This window comes from Pseudomonas mohnii (assembly GCF_900105115.1).
Lineage (GTDB): Bacteria > Pseudomonadota > Gammaproteobacteria > Pseudomonadales > Pseudomonadaceae > Aquipseudomonas > Aquipseudomonas mohnii.
This window is the reverse complement of record NZ_FNRV01000001.1, coordinates 4328694-4347020: the sequence shown is the minus strand read 5'-3', so window position 1 is coordinate 4347020 and position 18327 is coordinate 4328694. Positions and strand designations below refer to the sequence as shown.

Sequence of the window (18327 nt, the reverse complement as noted above, 5' to 3'; positions counted from 1 at the left end):
TTATTCGGCTGATTCCACTGCGGCGATCATCCTCACCACATCGATAGTTTCTGCTACATCATGGACGCGCAATATACGCGCGCCCTTATGCGAAGCCAGCGCCGCAAGGGCAAGACCGCCAAACAAGCGCTCACCCACGGGGCGATTCAATGCTTGCCCGATCATGCTCTTTCGCGAAACCCCGACCAACAGGGGTCGCCCCAAGGCATGCAAGGCTTCCATATGCTTGAACAAGCTAAGATTGTGTTGCAAGTTTTTTGCGAAGCCAAAGCCTGGATCGAGAATGATCCGATCGGCGCCAATCCCCGCAGCTGCGCACCGGGCCATGCGCTCAGCGAGAAACTCGCCCACTTCCTTCGTAACGTCCCGGTATTGCGGATTGTCCTGCATGTCGCCCGGCTCGCCGAGCATATGCATCAGACAGACTGGCAACCCAGTTGCCGCCGCCGCATCCAGCGCGCCTTCCCGACGCAGCGCCCGAACGTCATTGATCAAACCGGCCCCCAGTCGCGCGGTCTCGCGCATGACGGCTGGCGTGGAAGTATCCACTGAGATGATCACATCCAGTTCACGGCTGATCCGCTCGACGACCGGCGCAACACGCTCCAGCTCTTCCAAAGGCGAAACCGCCCTGGCACCTGGTCGCGTGGACTCACCGCCCACATCGATCAGGGTCGCGCCAGCCGCCACCATGGCTTCAGCATGGCGCAAAGCCGCGTCGAGCTGGCTGTATTGACCACCGTCGGAGAAAGAATCGGGAGTGACATTGAGAATGCCCATGACATGAGTATGGGCCAAATCAAGAACCCGGTTGCCGCAAGGCAACCGGGTCGAGGACTGAACAGAAGTCATTTCAAACCTTAAACGTCAGCAGCCGGGCCGCCAATCGGTGTTTCCGGACGCTCATCCTGCACCACCGGAGGGGTTCCGGAAGTACCCGTGCCACCCGACCAATCGCGAGGTTCGCGAGGCGTACGACCCGCCATGATGTCATCGATCTGATCGGCATCGATCGTCTCATACTTCATCAGGGCATCAGCCATGGCATCGAGCTTGTCACGGTTGTCCGTAAGGATCTGCTTAGCCGTGCCGTAGCATTGATCAATAATGCTGCGCACTTCGGAGTCGATCAGCTTGGCCGTTTCGCCGGAGAAACTTGCACTCTGACCACCGCCGCCGCGACCAAGGAAAACTTCACCTTCTTCTTCGGCATACATCAATGGTCCGAGCTTCTCCGAAAGACCCCACTTGGTCACCATGTTCCGCGCAATCTGACTGGCACGCATGATGTCGTTGGAAGCACCGGTGGTCACACCATCGAAGCCCAGTGTCATTTCTTCAGCGATACGACCGCCGTACAGCGAGCAGATCTGGCTGATCAGCGCTCGCTTGGACAGGCTGTAGCGATCTTCTTCCGGCAAGAACATGGTCACACCCAGCGCACGACCACGCGGGATGATCGATACCTTGTACACCGGATCATGCTCAGGCACGACGCGACCAACAATGGCGTGACCCGCCTCGTGGTAAGCCGTGTTCTGCTTTTCTTTCTCGGACATGACCATGGATTTGCGCTCGGCACCCATCATGATCTTGTCTTTGGCCAGTTCGAATTCCTTCATCTCGACAATGCGCTTGCCGGCACGCGCGGCGAACAACGACGCCTCGTTGACCAGGTTGGCCAGGTCGGCACCGGAGAAACCAGGAGTACCACGAGCGATCACCGCCGGAGCGACGTCATCACCCATTGGCACTTTGCGCATGTGGACTTTGAGAATCTGTTCGCGACCACGGATATCCGGCAGACCGACCACGACCTGACGGTCGAAACGGCCCGGACGCAGCAGCGCAGGGTCCAGTACGTCTGGACGGTTGGTGGCCGCGATCACGATGATGCCGTCGTTCATTTCGAAGCCGTCCATCTCCACCAGTAACTGGTTGAGAGTCTGCTCGCGCTCGTCGTGACCGCCGCCCATGCCGGCACCACGGTGGCGACCGACGGCGTCGATTTCATCGATGAAGATAATGCATGGCGCGTGTTTCTTGGCCTGTTCGAACATATCGCGAACACGGCTGGCACCGACGCCGACGAACATTTCGACGAAGTCAGAACCGGAGATGGTGAAGAACGGCACCTTGGCTTCGCCAGCAATCGCCTTGGCCAACAAGGTTTTACCGGTACCCGGAGGACCAACCATCAGCACGCCGCGAGGGATGCGACCGCCCAGACGCTGGAACTTGCCCGGATCACGCAAGAACTCGACCAGTTCACCGACTTCTTCCTTGGCTTCGTCGCAACCGGCAACGTCAGCCAACGTGGTTTTCACCTGATCTTCGGAGAGCAGGCGCGCCTTGCTCTTGCCGAAGCTCATTGGCCCGCCCTTGCCACCTGCGCCGCCCTGCATCTGCCGCATGAAAAACATGAATACGGCAATGATCACCAGGATCGGGAAGCTGGCGACCAGAAGTTGAGTCCAGATGCTTTGCTGCTCAGGCTGCTTGCCTTCGACCACGACGTGGTTATCCACCAGATCGCCGATCAAGCCATTATCCTGGATCGCCGGACGAATGGTCTTGAAGCTGTCGCCATCGTTGCGCTTGCCGGTGATCACATAGCCATCAACCGCCACGCGCTCGACCTTGCCATCCTTGACCTGCTGGATGAAGTCGGAATAGTTGAGGGTCTGCGGCTCGTTAGGACTGGAGAAGTTGTTCATCACCGTCACCAGGACAGCCGCGATGATCAACCACAGGATCAGATTCTTTGCCATATCGTTCAATTAACTACCCTCTGAAGCAAGCGCCGCTGATGGCGCGCGCTTCGCATGATATTCACCGGCCTAACTTACTACATTACCTACAACTTGGCAGGCGCCGTCTGTAACCCTTTGTGAAACTCTTCCTACACAATATTCGCTATTTCTCACAGGGCGAAATACGAAATTCCTATTGCCCCGCAAAAAAACCTCGTTTTACTCACTCCGGCCGCGGTAGCCCCAAGCCAGCATGTATTGCTCGCGGGAACTGCCGCGGGAAGAGTCCGGCTTGATCATCTGGACCTTGTCGAATTTCTGACGAGCGTCCTTCACATAAGCATCAAACCCTTCACCCTGAAAAACCTTGATCACAAAATTACCACCCGGCTTGAGTATCCGGGCTGCCAGGTCAAGAGCCAGCTCGCAAAGAAACATGGCTTTGGGCATATCTACGGCGGGCGTACCACTCATATTGGGGGCCATATCGGAAATCACAAGGTCCACCTGCGAATTACCCACGGCGTCCAGGATCTGAGCGAGCACTTCGTCCTGGGTGAAGTCACCCTGGATGAAAGTCACGTCCGGAATGCTGTCCATTTCGAGGATGTCCGAGGCGATCAGGCGCCCCTGGCCACCGATCAGCCGGCTAGTGACCTGCGACCAGCCACCGGGCGCCGCCCCCAGGTCGACAACGGTCATACCCGGACGGATCAGCTTGTACTTCTCCTGGACCTCCAGAAGTTTGTAACTCGCACGCGAGCGGTAGCCATCCTTCTGCGCCTGCTTCACATAGGGGTCATTGACATGTCTTTTCAGCCAACCAAGGCTTGTCTTGGAACGCGCCATTGGGCACCTCGATGATAAGGGTCGTGATTAATTGGGCGGATCCACGAACCCTCGGGTAAAATGGCCGCCATTTTACAGAATCCAGACGAAAGGGTCAGATTATGCCGCTCACTCAAGAGCAGAAGAAACAGTACAAATCCATTGGCCACCATCTGAAACCAGTTTTGATTGTGGCTGACAACGGTTTGACTGAAGGTGTGTTAGCCGAACTTGAACGCGCTTTGGCGGATCACGAGCTGATCAAAATCAAGCTCAACATCCTCGATCGCGAATCGCGCCTGGCCTCCATTGCAGAATTGTGCAAGGTCGGCAAGGCGGACCTGGTTCAGGTCATCGGCAAGATGGCACTGATTTACCGCAAGAACTTCAGCGTCAACAAACAGCTGTCGAACGTCCATCGCTTCAAGTGATGGCAAGGGTCAAGGGTGTGCTTCGCGCACCCTGCCACTCCATCCAGGCACCGGCTGCATGACCAGCACCAGTCCGGAAAAGCCCAAAACAAGATAGCTGAACACCTGCCAACGCACCGCATCGGGCCACCCGACACGCACGGCGAAGTACATCGCGCAGGCACACAACCCCACCAGCAACAACTGGCCACGAATATCGCGCCATAGACTGGCAAGGCCCACGGCCTGAATCAGCACCAAAGCCTGTAAAACCAGACACACTGTGGCAAACCCCACCATCAGTGCATTCAGCATGCCTGCTATTTCGTCAATCAGCAGCGGTGCCAGGCCAATCAACCCCAGCACCGGCAGCAGGCCGATATGCAATAACCACAGGCCGCCAACCCATAACATCTGAGTCAGCTGCCAAAGCATCGCGCCCGCACGAAGCAGGCGCCTGCTTTTAGTTTCAGATGTGGCGAACTTCGACAATCTCGTACTCGATAACGCCGCTCGGCGTTTTGACCGCCACCACGTCACCCTCTTCCTTGGCAATCAAGGCGCGGGCAATAGGCGAACCAACGGAGATCTTGCCGAGTTTGATGTCTGCCTCGTCCTCACCAACGATCTGGTAGGTCACGCTTTCATCGGTCTCGACGTTAGCAATCTCCACAGTCGTGCCAAAAATCACCTTGCCGGTGTGAGCAATGGTCGTGACATCAATCACCACTGCGTTTTGCATGCGGCCTTCGATGTCACGGATCCTTGCCTCAACCATACCCTGCTGCTCGCGAGCAGCGTGGTATTCGGCGTTTTCCTTCAAGTCACCCAACTCACGGGCCGTACCGATGTCCTGGCTGAGCTTCGGACGAACGACCTTGGTCAGGTGAGCATGTTCTTCTTCCAGGGCGCGAGCGCCCTGAACGGTCATTGGGTACTTCGTTATGCTCATGCCTTCAATCCTGCGTGTAGATCCTGCAAGCGACGTACGGTCTTCTCGGGACCGAACTTAAGCGCTTCGCAGATCGCTTCGCCAGCAGCAATGGTCGTGGTGCAGTAGATCTTGTGCTGCAGGGCGTTGCGACGAATGGAATAGGAGTCAGCGATCGATTGACGACCTTCGGTGGTGTTGATGATCAAGGTGACTTCGTCATTCTTGATCATGTCGACCACGTGCGGACGCCCCTCGGTCACCTTGTTCACGCGGCGCACTTTCAGGCCTGCGGCTTCGATCAGCTTGGCAGTACCGGCAGTAGCAACCACTTCGAAGCCCAAGTTGATCAGATCACGGGCCACGCCTGCAACCAGCGGCTTGTCGTCGTCACGCACACTGATAAACGCAGTACCGCCGGTCGGCAGCACTTCGCTTGCACCCATCTGGGCTTTGGCAAACGCTTCGCCGAAGGTGTCGCCCACGCCCATCACTTCACCGGTGGACTTCATCTCAGGGCCGAGAATCGGGTCAACGCCAGGGAATTTGGCGAATGGGAACACCGCCTCTTTCACGCTGTAGAAGTTAGGAATGATTTCCTTGGTGAAACCGATTTCCTTCAGGGTTTTACCGGCCATGACGCGGGCTGCGATCATTGCCAGGGAAACACCGATGCACTTGGATACGAAAGGAACGGTACGCGAAGCACGCGGGTTGACTTCAATCACGTAGATGTCGTCGCCCTGCAGCGCCAACTGTACGTTCATCAGGCCGACCACACCCAGCTCCAGGGCCATTTTCTTGACCTGTTCGCGCATCTCGTCCTGGATATGCGCAGGCAGCGAGTACGGTGGCAGCGAGCACGCGGAGTCACCGGAGTGAACACCAGCCTGCTCGATGTGCTGCATGATTGCGCCGATTACTACGTCTTTGCCGTCGCAGACCGCATCCACGTCCATTTCGATGGCGCAGTTGAGGAAGTGGTCCAGCAGCACCGGGCTGTCGTTGGACACTTGAACCGCTTCACGCAGGTAGCGCTTGAGTTCTTCTTCTTCGTAAACGATTTCCATCGCACGACCGCCCAGTACGTAGGACGGGCGCACCACCAGCGGGTAGCCGATCTTGGCAGCTGCACGGATCGCTTCGTCTTCGCTGCGCACGGTAGCGTTAGGCGGCTGACGCAGGTTCAGGCGCTGGACCATTTGCTGGAAGCGCTCACGGTCTTCGGCTCGGTCGATGGCGTCAGGGCTGGTGCCGATGATCGGCACGCCAGCAGCTTCCAGGGCGCGCGCCAGTTTAAGCGGGGTCTGGCCGCCGTACTGAACGATCACGCCTTTCGGCTTCTCGACGCGGACGATTTCCAGCACGTCTTCCAGGGTTACCGGTTCGAAGTACAGGCGATCGGAAGTGTCGTAGTCGGTAGAAACGGTTTCCGGGTTGCAGTTGACCATGATGGTCTCGTACCCGTCATCGCGCAGAGCCAGCGCCGCGTGTACGCAGCAGTAGTCGAACTCGATGCCCTGGCCGATACGGTTCGGGCCACCACCCAGGATCATGATCTTGTCGCGACCCGATGGGGCGGCTTCGCACTCTTCTTCGTACGTCGAATACAGGTAAGCGGTATCGGTGGCGAACTCGGCGGCGCAGGTGTCGACGCGCTTGTAGACCGGGAAGATCTCCAGCTTGTGACGGTGAGCACGCAGGGCCTTCTCGGTCACACCCAGCAGCTTGGCCAGGCGCATGTCGGAAAAACCTTTGCGTTTGAGGCGGAACATCAGGTCGCGATCGATGCTGGTCAGACCCAGGGTCTTGACCTTCTCTTCGTCCTTGATCAGATCTTCCATCTGCACCAGGAACCATGGATCGATCATGGTCATGCCGAAGATATCTTCAACGCTCATGCCGGCGCGCATGGCGTCCGCCACGTACCAGATACGCTCGGCGCCCGGCACGGTCAGCTCGCGCTTGAGGACGCTCATGCTTTCAGGATTGCTCAGGTCAACCTTCTCATCCAGACCGCAAACGCCGACTTCCAGGCCGCGCAGGGCTTTCTGCAGGGATTCCTGGAAGGTACGGCCGATGGCCATGACTTCACCGACCGACTTCATTTGCGTGGTCAGGCGGGCGTCTGCCTTGGAGAACTTCTCGAAGGCGAAACGTGGCAGCTTGGTCACGACGTAGTCGATGGACGGCTCGAAGGATGCTGGAGTTTTACCGCCAGTGATGTCGTTCGACAGCTCATCCAGGGTGTAACCCACGGCCAGTTTGGCTGCGACCTTGGCGATCGGGAAACCGGTGGCTTTCGACGCCAGGGCCGAGGAACGGGATACGCGCGGGTTCATTTCGATGACGACCATGCGGCCAGTGTTCGGGCAGATGCCGAACTGGACGTTGGAACCGCCGGTTTCCACGCCGATCTCGCGCAGCACCGCCAGGGAGGCGTTACGCAGGATCTGGTATTCCTTGTCGGTCAGGGTCTGTGCAGGCGCCACGGTGATCGAGTCACCGGTGTGCACGCCCATCGGGTCGAAGTTTTCGATGGAGCAGACGATGATGCAGTTGTCCTTCTTATCGCGGACAACCTCCATTTCGTATTCTTTCCAGCCGATCAGGGATTCGTCGATCAGCAGCTCTTTGGTCGGCGACAGGTCCAGACCACGGGCGCAGATTTCTTCGAACTCTTCACGGTTGTAAGCGATACCGCCGCCGGTGCCGCCCATGGTGAAGGACGGACGGATGATGCACGGGAAGCCAAGCTTCTCGAGGACCGCATTGGCCTCTTCCATGCTGTGAGCGATACCGGAGCGCGGGCACGCCAGACCGATGGACTTCATCGCCTTGTCGAAACGCGAACGGTCTTCAGCCTTGTCGATGGTATCGGCGTTGGCACCGATCATCTCTACGCCGAACTTCTCCAGAACGCCTTCGCGCTCCAGGTCCAGGGCGCAGTTCAGGGCGGTCTGGCCGCCCATGGTAGGCAGCAGCGCGTCCGGACGCTCTTTCTCGATGATCTTGGCAACGGTCTGCCACTTGATCGGTTCGATGTAGGTAGCGTCAGCCATGGCCGGGTCGGTCATGATGGTGGCCGGGTTGGAGTTCACCAGGATGACGCGGTAACCCTCTTCGCGCAGGGCCTTGCAGGCCTGGGCGCCGGAGTAGTCGAATTCGCAGGCCTGGCCGATCACGATCGGGCCAGCGCCGAGAATCAGGATGCTTTTAATGTCTGTACGTTTTGGCATGGGTTTGTCACTCAAATCCGCAGGTCAGTCGGCAAGCCGTCTTGTTCAATCTCTGAAGACTTGAGGGGGCCGCCGGTATCGGGACCACCCTCAAGCTTTGCAACATCAGGGCGAGCGATCAGCGTCGCTTGGCCATCTCGTTGATGAAGCGATCAAACAAAGGCGCTACGTCGTTCGGGCCAGGGCTGGCTTCAGGGTGACCCTGGAAGCTGAAGGCGCTCTTGTCGGTACGCTCGATCCCTTGCAGGGTGCCGTCGAACAGCGATTTGTGAGTCGCACGAACGTTGGCCGGCAGGGTGGCTTCGTCTACGGCAAAACCGTGGTTCTGGCTGGTGATCATTACCACGCCCGTGTCCAGATCCTGGACCGGGTGGTTGGCACCGTGGTGGCCATGACCCATTTTCAGGGTCTTGGCGCCAGAGGCCAGGGCCAGCAACTGGTGACCAAGGCAGATGCCGAATACCGGAATCTCGGTTTCCAGCACATCCTTGATCGCCTGGATCGCATAGTCGCAAGGCTCCGGATCGCCAGGGCCGTTGGACAGGAATACGCCGTCCGGCTTCAGAGCGAGCACGTCAGCCGCTGGCGTTTGGGCCGGCACCACGGTGACTCGGCAGCCGCGCTCGACCAACATGCGCAGGATGTTCAACTTGACGCCGTAGTCGTAGGCGACCACGTGATACGGCAGCTCGGAGGCTTCGATGGTGGCATGGCTGTCGGTTTTCAGGTCCCAGACAGTCGAACGCCACTCGTAATTCTCTGTGGTGCTGACGACTTTCGCCAGGTCCATGCCTTTGAGGCCTGGGAAGCCCCGGGCGGCGGCGATGGCGGCCTCTTCGGAAATGTTGTCACCGGCCATGATGCAGCCGTTCTGTGCGCCTTTTTCACGCAGGATGCGAGTCAGGCGACGGGTGTCGATACCGGCGATTGCCACAACGTTGCTGGCTTTCAGGTAGTCGGACAGAGGCATGGTGCTACGCCAGTTGCTCGCAACCAGTGGCAGGTCACGGATGACCAGGCCAGCGGACCAAACGCGGTTGGACTCGGCGTCTTCCGGCGTGGTGCCGGTGTTGCCGATGTGCGGGTAAGTCAGGGTAACGATCTGTTGGGCGTAGGAAGGATCGGTAAGGATTTCCTGATAGCCGGTCATTGCGGTGTTGAACACCACCTCACCAACGGTTTGACCGTCGGCTCCAATGGCTTCGCCGCGAAAAATGCTGCCATCAGCAAGGGCGAGTATGGCTGGCTTAGTCAAGAAGACCTCCCGTAAATAAAGCCTGAAAGGGCGATCGCAGGTTGTAAAAAAGCGGAGTGACGTATGGACACGTCACCCCGCTTCTTCACTGAATTATTCTGCGCGCTTTTAGTGGACACACTAAAGCTGTAGCTTACAGAAAAAGGCATTTTTGGTCTACCGCCAATGAGCCCGAAAGGCCAGAGAATGCGACAGGACGTCGCTTGGCGGTGTAAAACCGGACTCAAGCACATGACTCAAGCCCGGTTTAAACAGCATTTTAACGCAGATCGAGCACGTCTTGCATGTCGTAAAGACCAGGCTCACGCCCCTCCAGCCACAATGCAGCACGTACCGCACCCTTGGCGAAGGTCATGCGACTGGAAGCCTTGTGAGTGATCTCCAGGCGCTCTCCTTCACAGGCAAACAGCACGGTATGATCACCCACCACGTCACCACCACGAACAGTGGCAAAACCGATGGTCTCGCGCTCGCGCGCACCGGTGTGACCCTCGCGACCATAGACGGCAACCTTCTGCAAGTCGCGATCAAGAGCACTGGCAATGACCTCACCCATGCGCAACGCCGTGCCTGAAGGCGCGTCGATTTTGTGCCGGTGGTGAGCCTCGATGATTTCGATATCCGCCTCATCGCCCAATACGCGAGCCGCCATATCAAGCAACTTCAGCGACAGGTTCACACCCACGCTGAAGTTCGCAGCGAACACAATCGGGATGTCTTTACCGGCCTCGGCCAGCAACTGCTTTTGCGCAGCGTCAAGCCCCGTCGTGCCGATCACCATGGCTTTACCCGCCTTGCGGCAGAACGCCAGGTTTTTCAGCATGACTTCCGGCAGGGTGAAGTCGATCAATACGTCGAACTCATCCGCTACCGCATCCAGGTTACCGGACAACGGCACGCCGATACGCCCCAGCGAAGCCAGCTCACCGGCATCCACGCCAATCAGCGTACTGCCGGGGCGAACGATAGCCGCCGTCAGACCAGTGAGCGGCGCGCGCTGCTGCACCGCCTCGACCAGAATCTTGCCCATGCGCCCGGCAGCGCCCATCACAGCTATACGTCGCATGACAACTCCTTACAGATCGCCGAAGAAGCGCTTCACGCCTTCGAACCAGCCAGTGGTTTTCGGCGAGTGACTGTTGTCATCCGCCAGCGAGCTACGGAACTCCTCGAGCAATTCACGCTGACGACGGCTCAGGTTAACCGGGGTCTCGACCGCCACGCGGCACATCAAGTCACCCGCACCGCCGCCACGTACAGGCGCAACGCCCTTGCCACGAACACGGAATTGCTTGCCGGTCTGAGTTCCTTCAGGAATTTTCAGCTTGACCCGACCATCGAGGGTCGGAATCTCCAGCTCACCACCCAACGCCGCATCGACGAAGCTGATCGGTACTTCGCAGAACAGATGCTTGCCATCACGCTGGAAGATCGCGTGTTCGCGCACATTGATCACGACATACAGGTCGCCGGTCGGACCGCCCTGCGCGCCCGCCTCGCCTTCGCCAGACAGACGAATGCGGTCACCGGTATCAACACCGGCAGGCACTTTCACCGACAGGGTCTTGTACTCTTCGACGCGACCTTCGCCGTGGCAGGAGTCACACGGATCGGAAATGATCTTGCCCTGGCCATGGCACCGCGGGCAGGTCTGCTGCACCGAGAAGAAACCTTGCTGCATGCGCACCTGACCGATACCGCCACAGGTCGGGCAAGTCACCGGAGAGGAGCCTTTCTTGGCGCCCGAGCCATCGCACGGTTTGCAGTTGACCAATGTTGGCACGCGGATATTCACCGTCGTGCCGCGCACCGCTTCTTCCAGGTCCAGCTCCAGCGTGTACCGCAGGTCACTGCCGCGCTGAGCGCCGCCACGGGAACCACCGCGACCGCCACCGAAGAAGTCACTGAAGACATCACCAAAGATATCGGAGAAGTTCTGACCGCCAAAACCGGCACCACCGCCACCCATGCTCGGGTCAACACCCGCATGACCATACTGATCGTAGGCCGCACGCTTGCTGGAATCGGACAGAACTTCGTAGGCCTCGTTGGCCTCTTTGAATTTCTCTTCCGACGCTTTGTCATCGGGATTACGGTCCGGGTGGTGCTTCATCGCCAGGCGGCGGTAGGCCTTTTTCAGGTCTGCCTCGCTTGAGCCTCGTTCAACACCCAATACTTCGTAATAGTCACGCTTTGCCATAAGTCTTTTGCACTCTTGAGGACGTTCGACAAACCTCTCCTGAGCCTCGCCAAACTCGTTGAGCCCCAATACAGGCCCGGACCCAACTCACGTCAATTCAACGATCCTGGTCTTTGATTCGATGCGGTACTTGCGGCTCGGAAAGCAGGAGCATTCCCGGCCATACCATCAGCACTCGAACGTTGTCGCATGCTGTAAAAATTCGCTTGCTCCAGACACGCCAACGCGGGAGCAAGCTCCCGCGCGGCGACATCCTACCAGTCACCGCCCCAAGGCAGCCAACCGGCCGACCAACAACTTACTTGTGGTCTTTGACTTCTTCGAACTCAGCGTCGACGACGTCATCAGCTTTTTCAGCCGATTCAGCGTGCTGTGCAGCGCCTTCAGCGGGTTGAGCCTGATCGGCGTACATCTTCTGAGCCACTGGCGCGGAGACCTTGGACAGCTCTTCAACCTTGGCTTCGATCGCAGCCTTGTCATCACCCTTGACAGCGGCTTCCAAAGCAACGACAGCGGCCTCGATCGCAGCCTTCTCTTCAGCGCTCACCTTGTCGCCAGCATCGGCAACCATTTTGCGAGTCGAGTGAACCAGTGCATCACCCTGGTTACGGGCAGCGGCCAGCTCTTCGAACTTGCGATCTTCCTCGGCGTTGGCCTCGGCATCACGCACCATGCGTTCGATCTCTTCATCGGACAGACCGGAGTTGGCCTTGATCACGATCGACTGAGTCTTGCCGGTAGCCTTGTCTTTGGCGCCTACGTGCAGGATGCCGTTGGCGTCGATGTCGAAGGTCACTTCGATTTGTGGCACACCACGTGGTGCTGGCGGAATCTCGGCCAGGTCGAACTTGCCCAGGGACTTGTTCTGCGCCGCTTGCTTACGCTCACCTTGCAGCACGTGAATGGTCACGGCGCCCTGGTTGTCGTCGGCCGTCGAGAACACTTGCGATTTCTTGGTAGGAATCGTGGTGTTTTTCTCGATCAGCGCAGTCATCACGCCACCCATGGTTTCGATACCCAGGGTCAGCGGGCTAACGTCGAGCAGCAGGACGTCTTTCACGTCACCGGCCAGTACCGCGCCCTGGATAGCAGCACCCATGGCAACCGCTTCGTCCGGGTTAACATCTTTACGAGCTTCTTTACCGAAGAACTCGGTCACCAGCTTCTGTACCAGTGGCATACGGGTCTGACCGCCCACCAGGATCACGTCGTTGATTGCGCCAACGTCGATACCGGAGTCTTTCAGAGCGATGCGGCAAGGTTCGATGGTGCGTTGAACCAGGTCTTCAACCAGCGCTTCCAGCTTGGCGCGCGAGATTTTCACGTTCAAGTGCTTAGGACCGGTGGCGTCTGCAGTGATGTACGGCAGGTTCACGTCGGTCGACTGAGCGGAAGACAGCTCGATCTTGGCTTTTTCAGCCGCTTCTTTCAGGCGCTGCATCGCCAGCGGGTCACCCTTGAGGTTCATGCCGCTTTCTTTCTTGAATTCGTCGACGAGGTAGTCGATCAGACGGATGTCAAAGTCTTCACCACCCAGGAACGTATCACCGTTGGTGGCCAACACTTCGAACTGGTGCTCGCCATCGACTTCAGCGATTTCGATTACGGAAACGTCGAAAGTACCGCCACCCAGGTCGTAAACGATCACGGTGTGGTCGCCCTTGGCCTTGTCCATGCCGTAAGCCAGCGCAGCTGCGGTTGGTTCGTTGATGATACGTTTTACGTCCAGACCAGCAATGCGGCCGGCGTCTTTGGTGGCTTGACGCTGGCTGTCGTTGAAGTAGGCCGGAACGGTGATCACCGCTTCAGTCACTGGCTCGCCGAGGTAGTCTTCGGCGGTTTTCTTCATCTTCTTCAGAATTTCAGCCGAGATTTGTGGCGGAGCCATCTTCTGGCCGTTCACCTCAACCCAAGCGTCGCCGTTGTCAGCCTTGGCGATTTTGTAAGGGACCATCTTGATGTCTTTCTGTACGACTTCTTCGTCGAACTTGCGACCGATCAGACGCTTCACCGCGTACAGGGTGTTGTGCGGGTTGGTCACTGCCTGACGCTTGGCCGACTGGCCAACCAGGATCTCGCCATCGTTGGCGTAAGCGATGATCGACGGCGTGGTACGCGCGCCTTCGGCGTTTTCGATAACTTTGGCTACGCCGTTTTCAAGTACGGAGACGCAGGAGTTAGTAGTCCCCAGGTCGATACCGATGATTTTGCCCATGTTCACTCTCCCGAAACTTTGGATTTGGTTGCCGCAGCAGTGATGGATAACTGCGGTAGTAATTAAACGCTTGACTTCTAAATGGGGGCCTTGCGGCTAATTTCAAGCCTGCTCGTCAATCGAAGGCGAAACAGGTGCCGGAGCCTTGCTGACCACGACCATCGCCGGGCGCAGCAGGCGTCCGTTGAGCTGATAGCCCTTCTGGAACACCTTGAGCACGCTGTTCGGCTCGAGGTCGGCGCTTTCCTGCATTGCCATTGCCTGATGAAGAACGGCATTGAACGGTTCGCCGTGCGGATCGATCGCTTCCAGCTGATAACGCTTCAGGGTGTCCTGGAACATTTTCAGTGTGAGCTCGATGCCTTCGCGCATCGGACGGATGCTTTCATCATCCGGGCTGGACAACTCCAGACCACGCTCCAAGCTGTCGATGATCGGCAGCAGATCGCCGGCGAATTTTTCCAGCGCGAATTTGTGAGCTTTTTCTACATCCTGCTCGGCGCGACGGCGGACGTTCTGCAGATCGGCGGCCACACGCAAAGCCTGATCCTGCGCACCTGCCAGCTGTTCTTCGAGCACTTTTACACGAGCTGCCAAATCATCACCCGAGGCTTGGGAGGCCTGATCGGCGTCCAGATTTTGCGTATCCACTGCCTGTTCGTCAGCCATAGAATTCTCCTTTCAATATCGTCCGTGAGCTCAACTCACGCTTCTGCCCAGCTATATGGGGCCGCAAAATCCAGCTTCAAGGGGTCTCCTTGCATTAACCCTACAAAAACACCTGCATTATCATTCCGGGGCGCACTAAGGATTTCGTCGGATTAAGCAAATCGAGCTAATGGGGGGCATTGTCAGCCCGAAACAAAACACTGTATAAATAACCAGACCTAACGCCTGGGAGCGGCCTTTATGCTGGTGCACCTGTCAGTACATAACTACGCCATCGTTGAACATCTCGATCTCGAACTCGATCGCGGGATGAGCGTGATCACAGGGGAAACCGGCGCCGGCAAGTCGATCATGCTCGACGCGCTGGGCCTGACCCTGGGCGATCGCGCCGACAGTGGCGTGGTCCGCCCCGGCGCCGACAAGGCCGATATCCTCGCCACCTTCGATCTGTATGACATTCCCGAAGCCCGCACCTGGCTCGCCGAGCGCGACCTGGAAAATGACGGCCCGTGCATCCTGCGCCGGGTAATCACCGCCGAAGGTCGTTCGCGCGGCTACATCAATGGCACACCATGCCCCTTGGGCGATCTCAAGGCTTTGGGTGAGCTGCTGATCGACATCCACAGCCAGCACGAACACCAATCCCTGCTCAAGACCGACACTCACCGCCGCCTGCTCGACGAATACGCCGGTGCAACGGACCTCGCCCGCCAGGTTCAACTGGCTGCCCAACGCTGGCGCCAGACCCGCCAGGAACTGGAGCGTCTCTCCAACTCAGGCGACGAGCAGCGAGCCCGCCATCAATTGCTCAGCTATCAACTCGAAGAGCTTGAAAACCTGGGCCTGGGCGACAATGAGCTGGAGCAGCTGGAACAGGAACACAAGAACCTGACTAACGCCGAAACCTTGCTGGGCATCTGCCGGCAAGTCGTCGAGCAATGCAGCGAGAGTGACTCGGGCAATGTCCTGAACGCGTTGACCGCGAGCCTCAACCGCTTGTCGAGCGTGAACAACTCGATCGGCGCCCTGGGCGAAGCCAGCAGCCTGCTGACCAGCGCGCAAATCCAGGTTGAAGAAGCCGTGGGCGAACTGAACCGCTTCCTCGACAATTTCGATGCCGACCCATCACGCCTTCAATATCTCGAGGAGCGGCTTGATTCGATCTATACCCTGGCGCGCAAACATCGCATCCAGCCGACCGAAGTCGCCGAGATGCAACAGAAGCTGCTGGATGAGATTGAAACCCTGAATGCCAACGACGAATCCATCGAGCGACTGAGCGATGAGTTGGCCGCCTATGCGCGTCACTACCAGGAAAGAGCCCGGGAGCTCAGCGAGCTGCGCCACCAGGCCTCGAGCAGCCTGGCCAGTGCCGTGGAGCAGGAAATTCAGCGACTGGGCATGCCCGGTGGACGCTTCACTATCGAGCTACGCCCTAACAGCAGTGATGAGCTTTTGCCCAACGGCCTGGAACAGGTAGAACTGCTGGTGAGCGCCAACCCCGGTCAGCCACTGAAAGCCTTGGCGAAGGTCGCTTCAGGCGGCGAGCTGTCGCGTATCAGCTTGGCCATTCAGGTGATCACCGCACAAACTTCCCGTGTACCGACCCTTGTATTCGACGAAGTGGACGTGGGCATCGGCGGCCCAACAGCCGAAATCGTCGGCCAGCTACTACGTCGCCTGGGGGAACGAGGGCAGGTTCTGACCGTTACTCACTTGCCACAAGTAGCCGCACAAGGTCATCAACATCTATTTGTGCACAAAGTGCGCGGCGACGACGCCACCCACACTGCCGTCTCCAGACTGAGCAAAAATGATCGTGTCGAAGAAGTCGCACGGATGCTGGGAGGCATCGACCTGACCAAGGAATCCCTGGCTCACGCCAGGAAAATGGTCGTCACCGCGAAGATTTAAGTTCGGCCGAAAGCACGAAGGCGACCCTGGGGTCGCCTTCGTTCGTTTCACGAATCTCAGATTCGCGCGACATGCTTACTTTTTCTTGCGCACATACAGCACAAGATTGTGATCAACCATTTCGAAACCATATTTCTCGACGATGGCTTTCTGCAGGCGCTCGATTTCTTCGTCGAAGAATTCGATCACTTCGCTGGTCTCGACGTTGACCATATGGTCGTGGTGCTTACCGTCGTCCAGTTCGAAGACCGCGTGGCCTCCGTCGAAGTTATGCCGCACCACAAGGCCAGCTGCCTCGAACTGAGTCAGTACACGGTAAACCGTGGCCAGACCGACGTCCTCGCCAGCCTCCATCAATGCCTTGTACACATCCTCGGCACTCATATGACGCTGCTCGGCGGAATCGAGCATTTGCAGAATTTTGACCCGTGGAAGGGTCACTTTGAGGCCGGCTTTGCGTAGTTCGCTATTTTCAACCATGGTCAGCTTTCTCGCGATGCTGCTTCGCAGCTTCTCTTAATGCGGGTATGATCGGCGTTTACGTTGTCCCAGCCAAGATAGTGGAAGTCGCCCACCGATGCAAAACACCAAGCTCTTGCTAACCAGTTTCACCTTTGTGGGACTGCTCGCACTCGCCGGTTGTTCATTCCCCGGGGTTTACAAAATCGACATCCAGCAGGGCAATGTCGTCACGCAGGACATGATAGACCAGTTGCGCCCGGGAATGACCCGTAAGCAAGTAAGGTTTATCATGGGCAACCCTCTGCTGACCGACACGTTCCATGCCGATCGCTGGGATTATCTGTACAGCCTGCAACCGGGTGGCGGTGAACGCCAACAAGAACGCATTAGCGTCATCTTCAACCCTAATGATCAGCTTGTCAGCCTCTCTGGTGATTTCATGCCAGGCGTGAGTCGCGACGAGGCAATTCTCGGCAAGGACAGCGCCACGACAGTGACCGCTCCAGCAGAGAACGCCGAGAAGCCAAAACCGGAAAAACCGGTCAAACCAGGCTCGCTGCTCGATCAGATCCAGAAAGACGTCGACGGTGTAGAAACCGTGCCAGTCCCGACGCCACAACCGCTGGACACCTCGCCACAATAATTTGCAACACAATAAAAAACCCGGCATGCCGGGTTTTTTATTGCCTGGTTTCATACGAGTTACTGATTCCGCGATCTGGCCTCGGCCGCCTTGGCCGCACGCAGCCGTCGAACCTCTTTCGGATCGGCGAGCAATGGCCGATAAATCTCGATGCGATCCCCTGACTGAACCGCACGAGTGTCGGGATTGGTGATCACCTTTCCAAAGATCCCCACCGGGCACTCGGCCAAGTCAAGGTCCGGAAATACCATTCCAATACCGGATGCCACCAGTGCCGCACGAACAGTCGTTCCTGCCGGCACCGCCACTGACAGAAGCACTTGACGATCAACCGCGGCATACGCCACTTCGACTTCTTTCAATGCCTCAACCATACATTTGCTTGGCCCGCTGACAGAATGCATCTACCAGTGTGTTGGCCGCCTGATTGAACAACGGCCCCAGGGTCGCGCGAACAATCGGCCCCGCATAGTCGAACGACAGATCCAGGCTGATCTTGCAGGCCTTCTCACCCAGCGGCTTGAACACCCACACACCATGCAACTGAGTGAACGGCCCCTCTTCAAGGTTCATTTCAATCGACTGACCGGGAACCAGGGTGTTACGCGTCACAAAATGCTGGCTCAGCCCCCCCTTGGCCACCCCAACACTCGCACGCATATGCTCGGTGGAGGCATCCAGCACTTCCGCTGTCGAGCACCACGGCAGGAATTCCGGATACCGTGCTACGTCGTTAACCAGGTCATACAGCGCTTGCGCCGGATAGGGCAGCAGGGCCGAACGTGAAATGTGTGTCGTCATGTCAGCG

General features: G+C 57.9%; 17 protein-coding genes. 3 read left to right on the top strand and 14 right to left on the bottom strand.

Going from position 1 to position 18327, the window contains the following annotated elements:
• The 3 genes from folP to rlmE form a co-directional block, all read right to left on the bottom strand.
• Positions 1–852, bottom strand: coding sequence for a dihydropteroate synthase (gene folP, locus BLV61_RS20190; protein ID WP_047537505.1), 852 nt, complete (start codon positions 850–852; stop codon positions 1–3).
• Between the two features lie 8 nt (positions 853–860).
• Complete coding sequence (gene ftsH / locus BLV61_RS20185) at positions 861–2771, bottom strand: ATP-dependent zinc metalloprotease FtsH (protein ID WP_047537502.1); 1911 nt, start codon at positions 2769–2771, stop codon at positions 861–863.
• A gap of 201 nt (positions 2772–2972) precedes the next feature.
• Positions 2973–3602 (bottom strand): 23S rRNA (uridine(2552)-2'-O)-methyltransferase RlmE, encoded by a 630-nt coding sequence (gene rlmE, locus BLV61_RS20180; protein WP_047537498.1) that lies wholly within the window; start codon positions 3600–3602, stop codon positions 2973–2975.
• A gap of 101 nt (positions 3603–3703) precedes the next feature.
• Between rlmE and BLV61_RS20175 the strand changes: the two genes are divergently transcribed.
• Entirely contained in the window at positions 3704–4012 is a 309-nt protein-coding gene (locus BLV61_RS20175; protein WP_007942889.1) for a YhbY family RNA-binding protein, read from the top strand.
• Between the two features lie 9 nt (positions 4013–4021).
• Here the strand turns inward: BLV61_RS20175 and BLV61_RS20170 are convergent, their stop codons facing one another.
• The 8 genes from BLV61_RS20170 to grpE all read right to left on the bottom strand — a co-directional run bounded on the left by BLV61_RS20170 (position 4022) and on the right by grpE (position 14500).
• Positions 4022–4426: a hypothetical protein gene (locus tag BLV61_RS20170; protein ID WP_047537492.1), complete on the bottom strand. Its 405-nt coding sequence runs from the start codon at positions 4424–4426 to the stop codon at positions 4022–4024.
• Between the two features lie 34 nt (positions 4427–4460).
• Positions 4461–4937: a transcription elongation factor GreA gene (gene greA / locus BLV61_RS20165; protein WP_047539307.1), complete on the bottom strand. Its 477-nt coding sequence runs from the start codon at positions 4935–4937 to the stop codon at positions 4461–4463.
• A gap of 2 nt (positions 4938–4939) precedes the next feature.
• Positions 4940–8161, bottom strand: a complete 3222-nt coding sequence (carB, locus tag BLV61_RS20160; RefSeq protein ID WP_047537489.1) for a carbamoyl-phosphate synthase large subunit — start codon at positions 8159–8161, stop codon at positions 4940–4942.
• Positions 8162–8279: 118 nt separating this feature from the next.
• Entirely contained in the window at positions 8280–9416 is a 1137-nt protein-coding gene (gene carA, locus BLV61_RS20155; protein ID WP_090467103.1) for a glutamine-hydrolyzing carbamoyl-phosphate synthase small subunit, read from the bottom strand.
• Between the two features lie 259 nt (positions 9417–9675).
• Positions 9676–10482, bottom strand: coding sequence for a 4-hydroxy-tetrahydrodipicolinate reductase (dapB, locus tag BLV61_RS20150; RefSeq protein WP_047537484.1), 807 nt, complete (start codon positions 10480–10482; stop codon positions 9676–9678).
• 9 nt (positions 10483–10491) lie between these two features.
• Entirely contained in the window at positions 10492–11616 is a 1125-nt protein-coding gene (dnaJ, locus tag BLV61_RS20145) for a molecular chaperone DnaJ (protein WP_047537481.1), read from the bottom strand.
• Between the two features lie 298 nt (positions 11617–11914).
• Positions 11915–13831, bottom strand: a complete 1917-nt coding sequence (gene dnaK / locus BLV61_RS20140; protein ID WP_047537478.1) for a molecular chaperone DnaK — start codon at positions 13829–13831, stop codon at positions 11915–11917.
• A 102-nt stretch (positions 13832–13933) separates the two neighbouring features.
• The gene (gene grpE / locus BLV61_RS20135; protein ID WP_047537475.1) at positions 13934–14500 is read right to left on the bottom strand and encodes a nucleotide exchange factor GrpE; all 567 of its coding nucleotides are present in this window, start codon (positions 14498–14500) and stop codon (positions 13934–13936) included.
• 240 nt (positions 14501–14740) lie between these two features.
• On the opposite strand from grpE, the gene recN reads away from it, so the two are divergent.
• Positions 14741–16414 (top strand): DNA repair protein RecN, encoded by a 1674-nt coding sequence (gene recN, locus BLV61_RS20125; RefSeq protein WP_047537472.1) that lies wholly within the window; start codon positions 14741–14743, stop codon positions 16412–16414.
• Positions 16415–16489: 75 nt separating this feature from the next.
• Here the strand turns inward: recN and fur are convergent, their stop codons facing one another.
• Positions 16490–16894: a ferric iron uptake transcriptional regulator gene (gene fur, locus BLV61_RS20120; protein WP_026013299.1), complete on the bottom strand. Its 405-nt coding sequence runs from the start codon at positions 16892–16894 to the stop codon at positions 16490–16492.
• A gap of 97 nt (positions 16895–16991) precedes the next feature.
• Between fur and BLV61_RS20115 the strand changes: the two genes are divergently transcribed.
• Positions 16992–17519 carry an outer membrane protein assembly factor BamE gene (locus BLV61_RS20115; protein WP_047537469.1) on the top strand — a complete coding sequence of 176 codons (528 nt, stop codon included), beginning with the start codon at positions 16992–16994 and terminating at the stop codon, positions 17517–17519.
• Positions 17520–17578: 59 nt separating this feature from the next.
• Here BLV61_RS20115 and BLV61_RS20110 read toward each other — a convergent pair whose 3' ends face one another.
• Both BLV61_RS20110 and BLV61_RS20105 read right to left on the bottom strand, forming a co-directional pair.
• A complete protein-coding gene (locus tag BLV61_RS20110) occupies positions 17579–17893 on the bottom strand; it encodes an RnfH family protein (protein ID WP_047537466.1) in 315 nt (104 codons plus the stop codon).
• A complete protein-coding gene (locus BLV61_RS20105; RefSeq protein WP_047537463.1) occupies positions 17886–18320 on the bottom strand; it encodes a type II toxin-antitoxin system RatA family toxin in 435 nt (144 codons plus the stop codon). The genes BLV61_RS20110 and BLV61_RS20105 overlap by 8 nt, the downstream gene beginning before the upstream one ends.
• Between the last annotated feature and the right edge of the window lie 7 nt (positions 18321–18327).

What these genes read in the sequence shown, in the direction of transcription:
- folP (WP_047537505.1), bottom strand. Translation starts at nt 852, where the DNA reads ATGACTTCTGTTCAGTCCTCGACCCGGTTGCCTTGCGGCAACCGGGTT.
- ftsH (WP_047537502.1), bottom strand. Translation starts at nt 2,771, where the DNA reads ATGGCAAAGAATCTGATCCTGTGGTTGATCATCGCGGCTGTCCTGGTG.
- rlmE (WP_047537498.1), bottom strand. Translation starts at nt 3,602, where the DNA reads ATGGCGCGTTCCAAGACAAGCCTTGGTTGGCTGAAAAGACATGTCAAT.
- BLV61_RS20175 (WP_007942889.1), top strand. Translation starts at nt 3,704, where the DNA reads ATGCCGCTCACTCAAGAGCAGAAGAAACAGTACAAATCCATTGGCCAC.
- BLV61_RS20170 (WP_047537492.1), bottom strand. Translation starts at nt 4,426, where the DNA reads ATGCTTTGGCAGCTGACTCAGATGTTATGGGTTGGCGGCCTGTGGTTA.
- carB (WP_047537489.1), bottom strand. Translation starts at nt 8,161, where the DNA reads ATGCCAAAACGTACAGACATTAAAAGCATCCTGATTCTCGGCGCTGGC.
- dapB (WP_047537484.1), bottom strand. Translation starts at nt 10,482, where the DNA reads ATGCGACGTATAGCTGTGATGGGCGCTGCCGGGCGCATGGGCAAGATT.
- dnaJ (WP_047537481.1), bottom strand. Translation starts at nt 11,616, where the DNA reads ATGGCAAAGCGTGACTATTACGAAGTATTGGGTGTTGAACGAGGCTCA.
- dnaK (WP_047537478.1), bottom strand. Translation starts at nt 13,831, where the DNA reads ATGGGCAAAATCATCGGTATCGACCTGGGGACTACTAACTCCTGCGTC.
- grpE (WP_047537475.1), bottom strand. Translation starts at nt 14,500, where the DNA reads ATGGCTGACGAACAGGCAGTGGATACGCAAAATCTGGACGCCGATCAG.
- recN (WP_047537472.1), top strand. Translation starts at nt 14,741, where the DNA reads ATGCTGGTGCACCTGTCAGTACATAACTACGCCATCGTTGAACATCTC.
- fur (WP_026013299.1), bottom strand. Translation starts at nt 16,894, where the DNA reads ATGGTTGAAAATAGCGAACTACGCAAAGCCGGCCTCAAAGTGACCCTT.
- BLV61_RS20115 (WP_047537469.1), top strand. Translation starts at nt 16,992, where the DNA reads ATGCAAAACACCAAGCTCTTGCTAACCAGTTTCACCTTTGTGGGACTG.
- BLV61_RS20110 (WP_047537466.1), bottom strand. Translation starts at nt 17,893, where the DNA reads ATGGTTGAGGCATTGAAAGAAGTCGAAGTGGCGTATGCCGCGGTTGAT.
- BLV61_RS20105 (WP_047537463.1), bottom strand. Translation starts at nt 18,320, where the DNA reads ATGACGACACACATTTCACGTTCGGCCCTGCTGCCCTATCCGGCGCAA.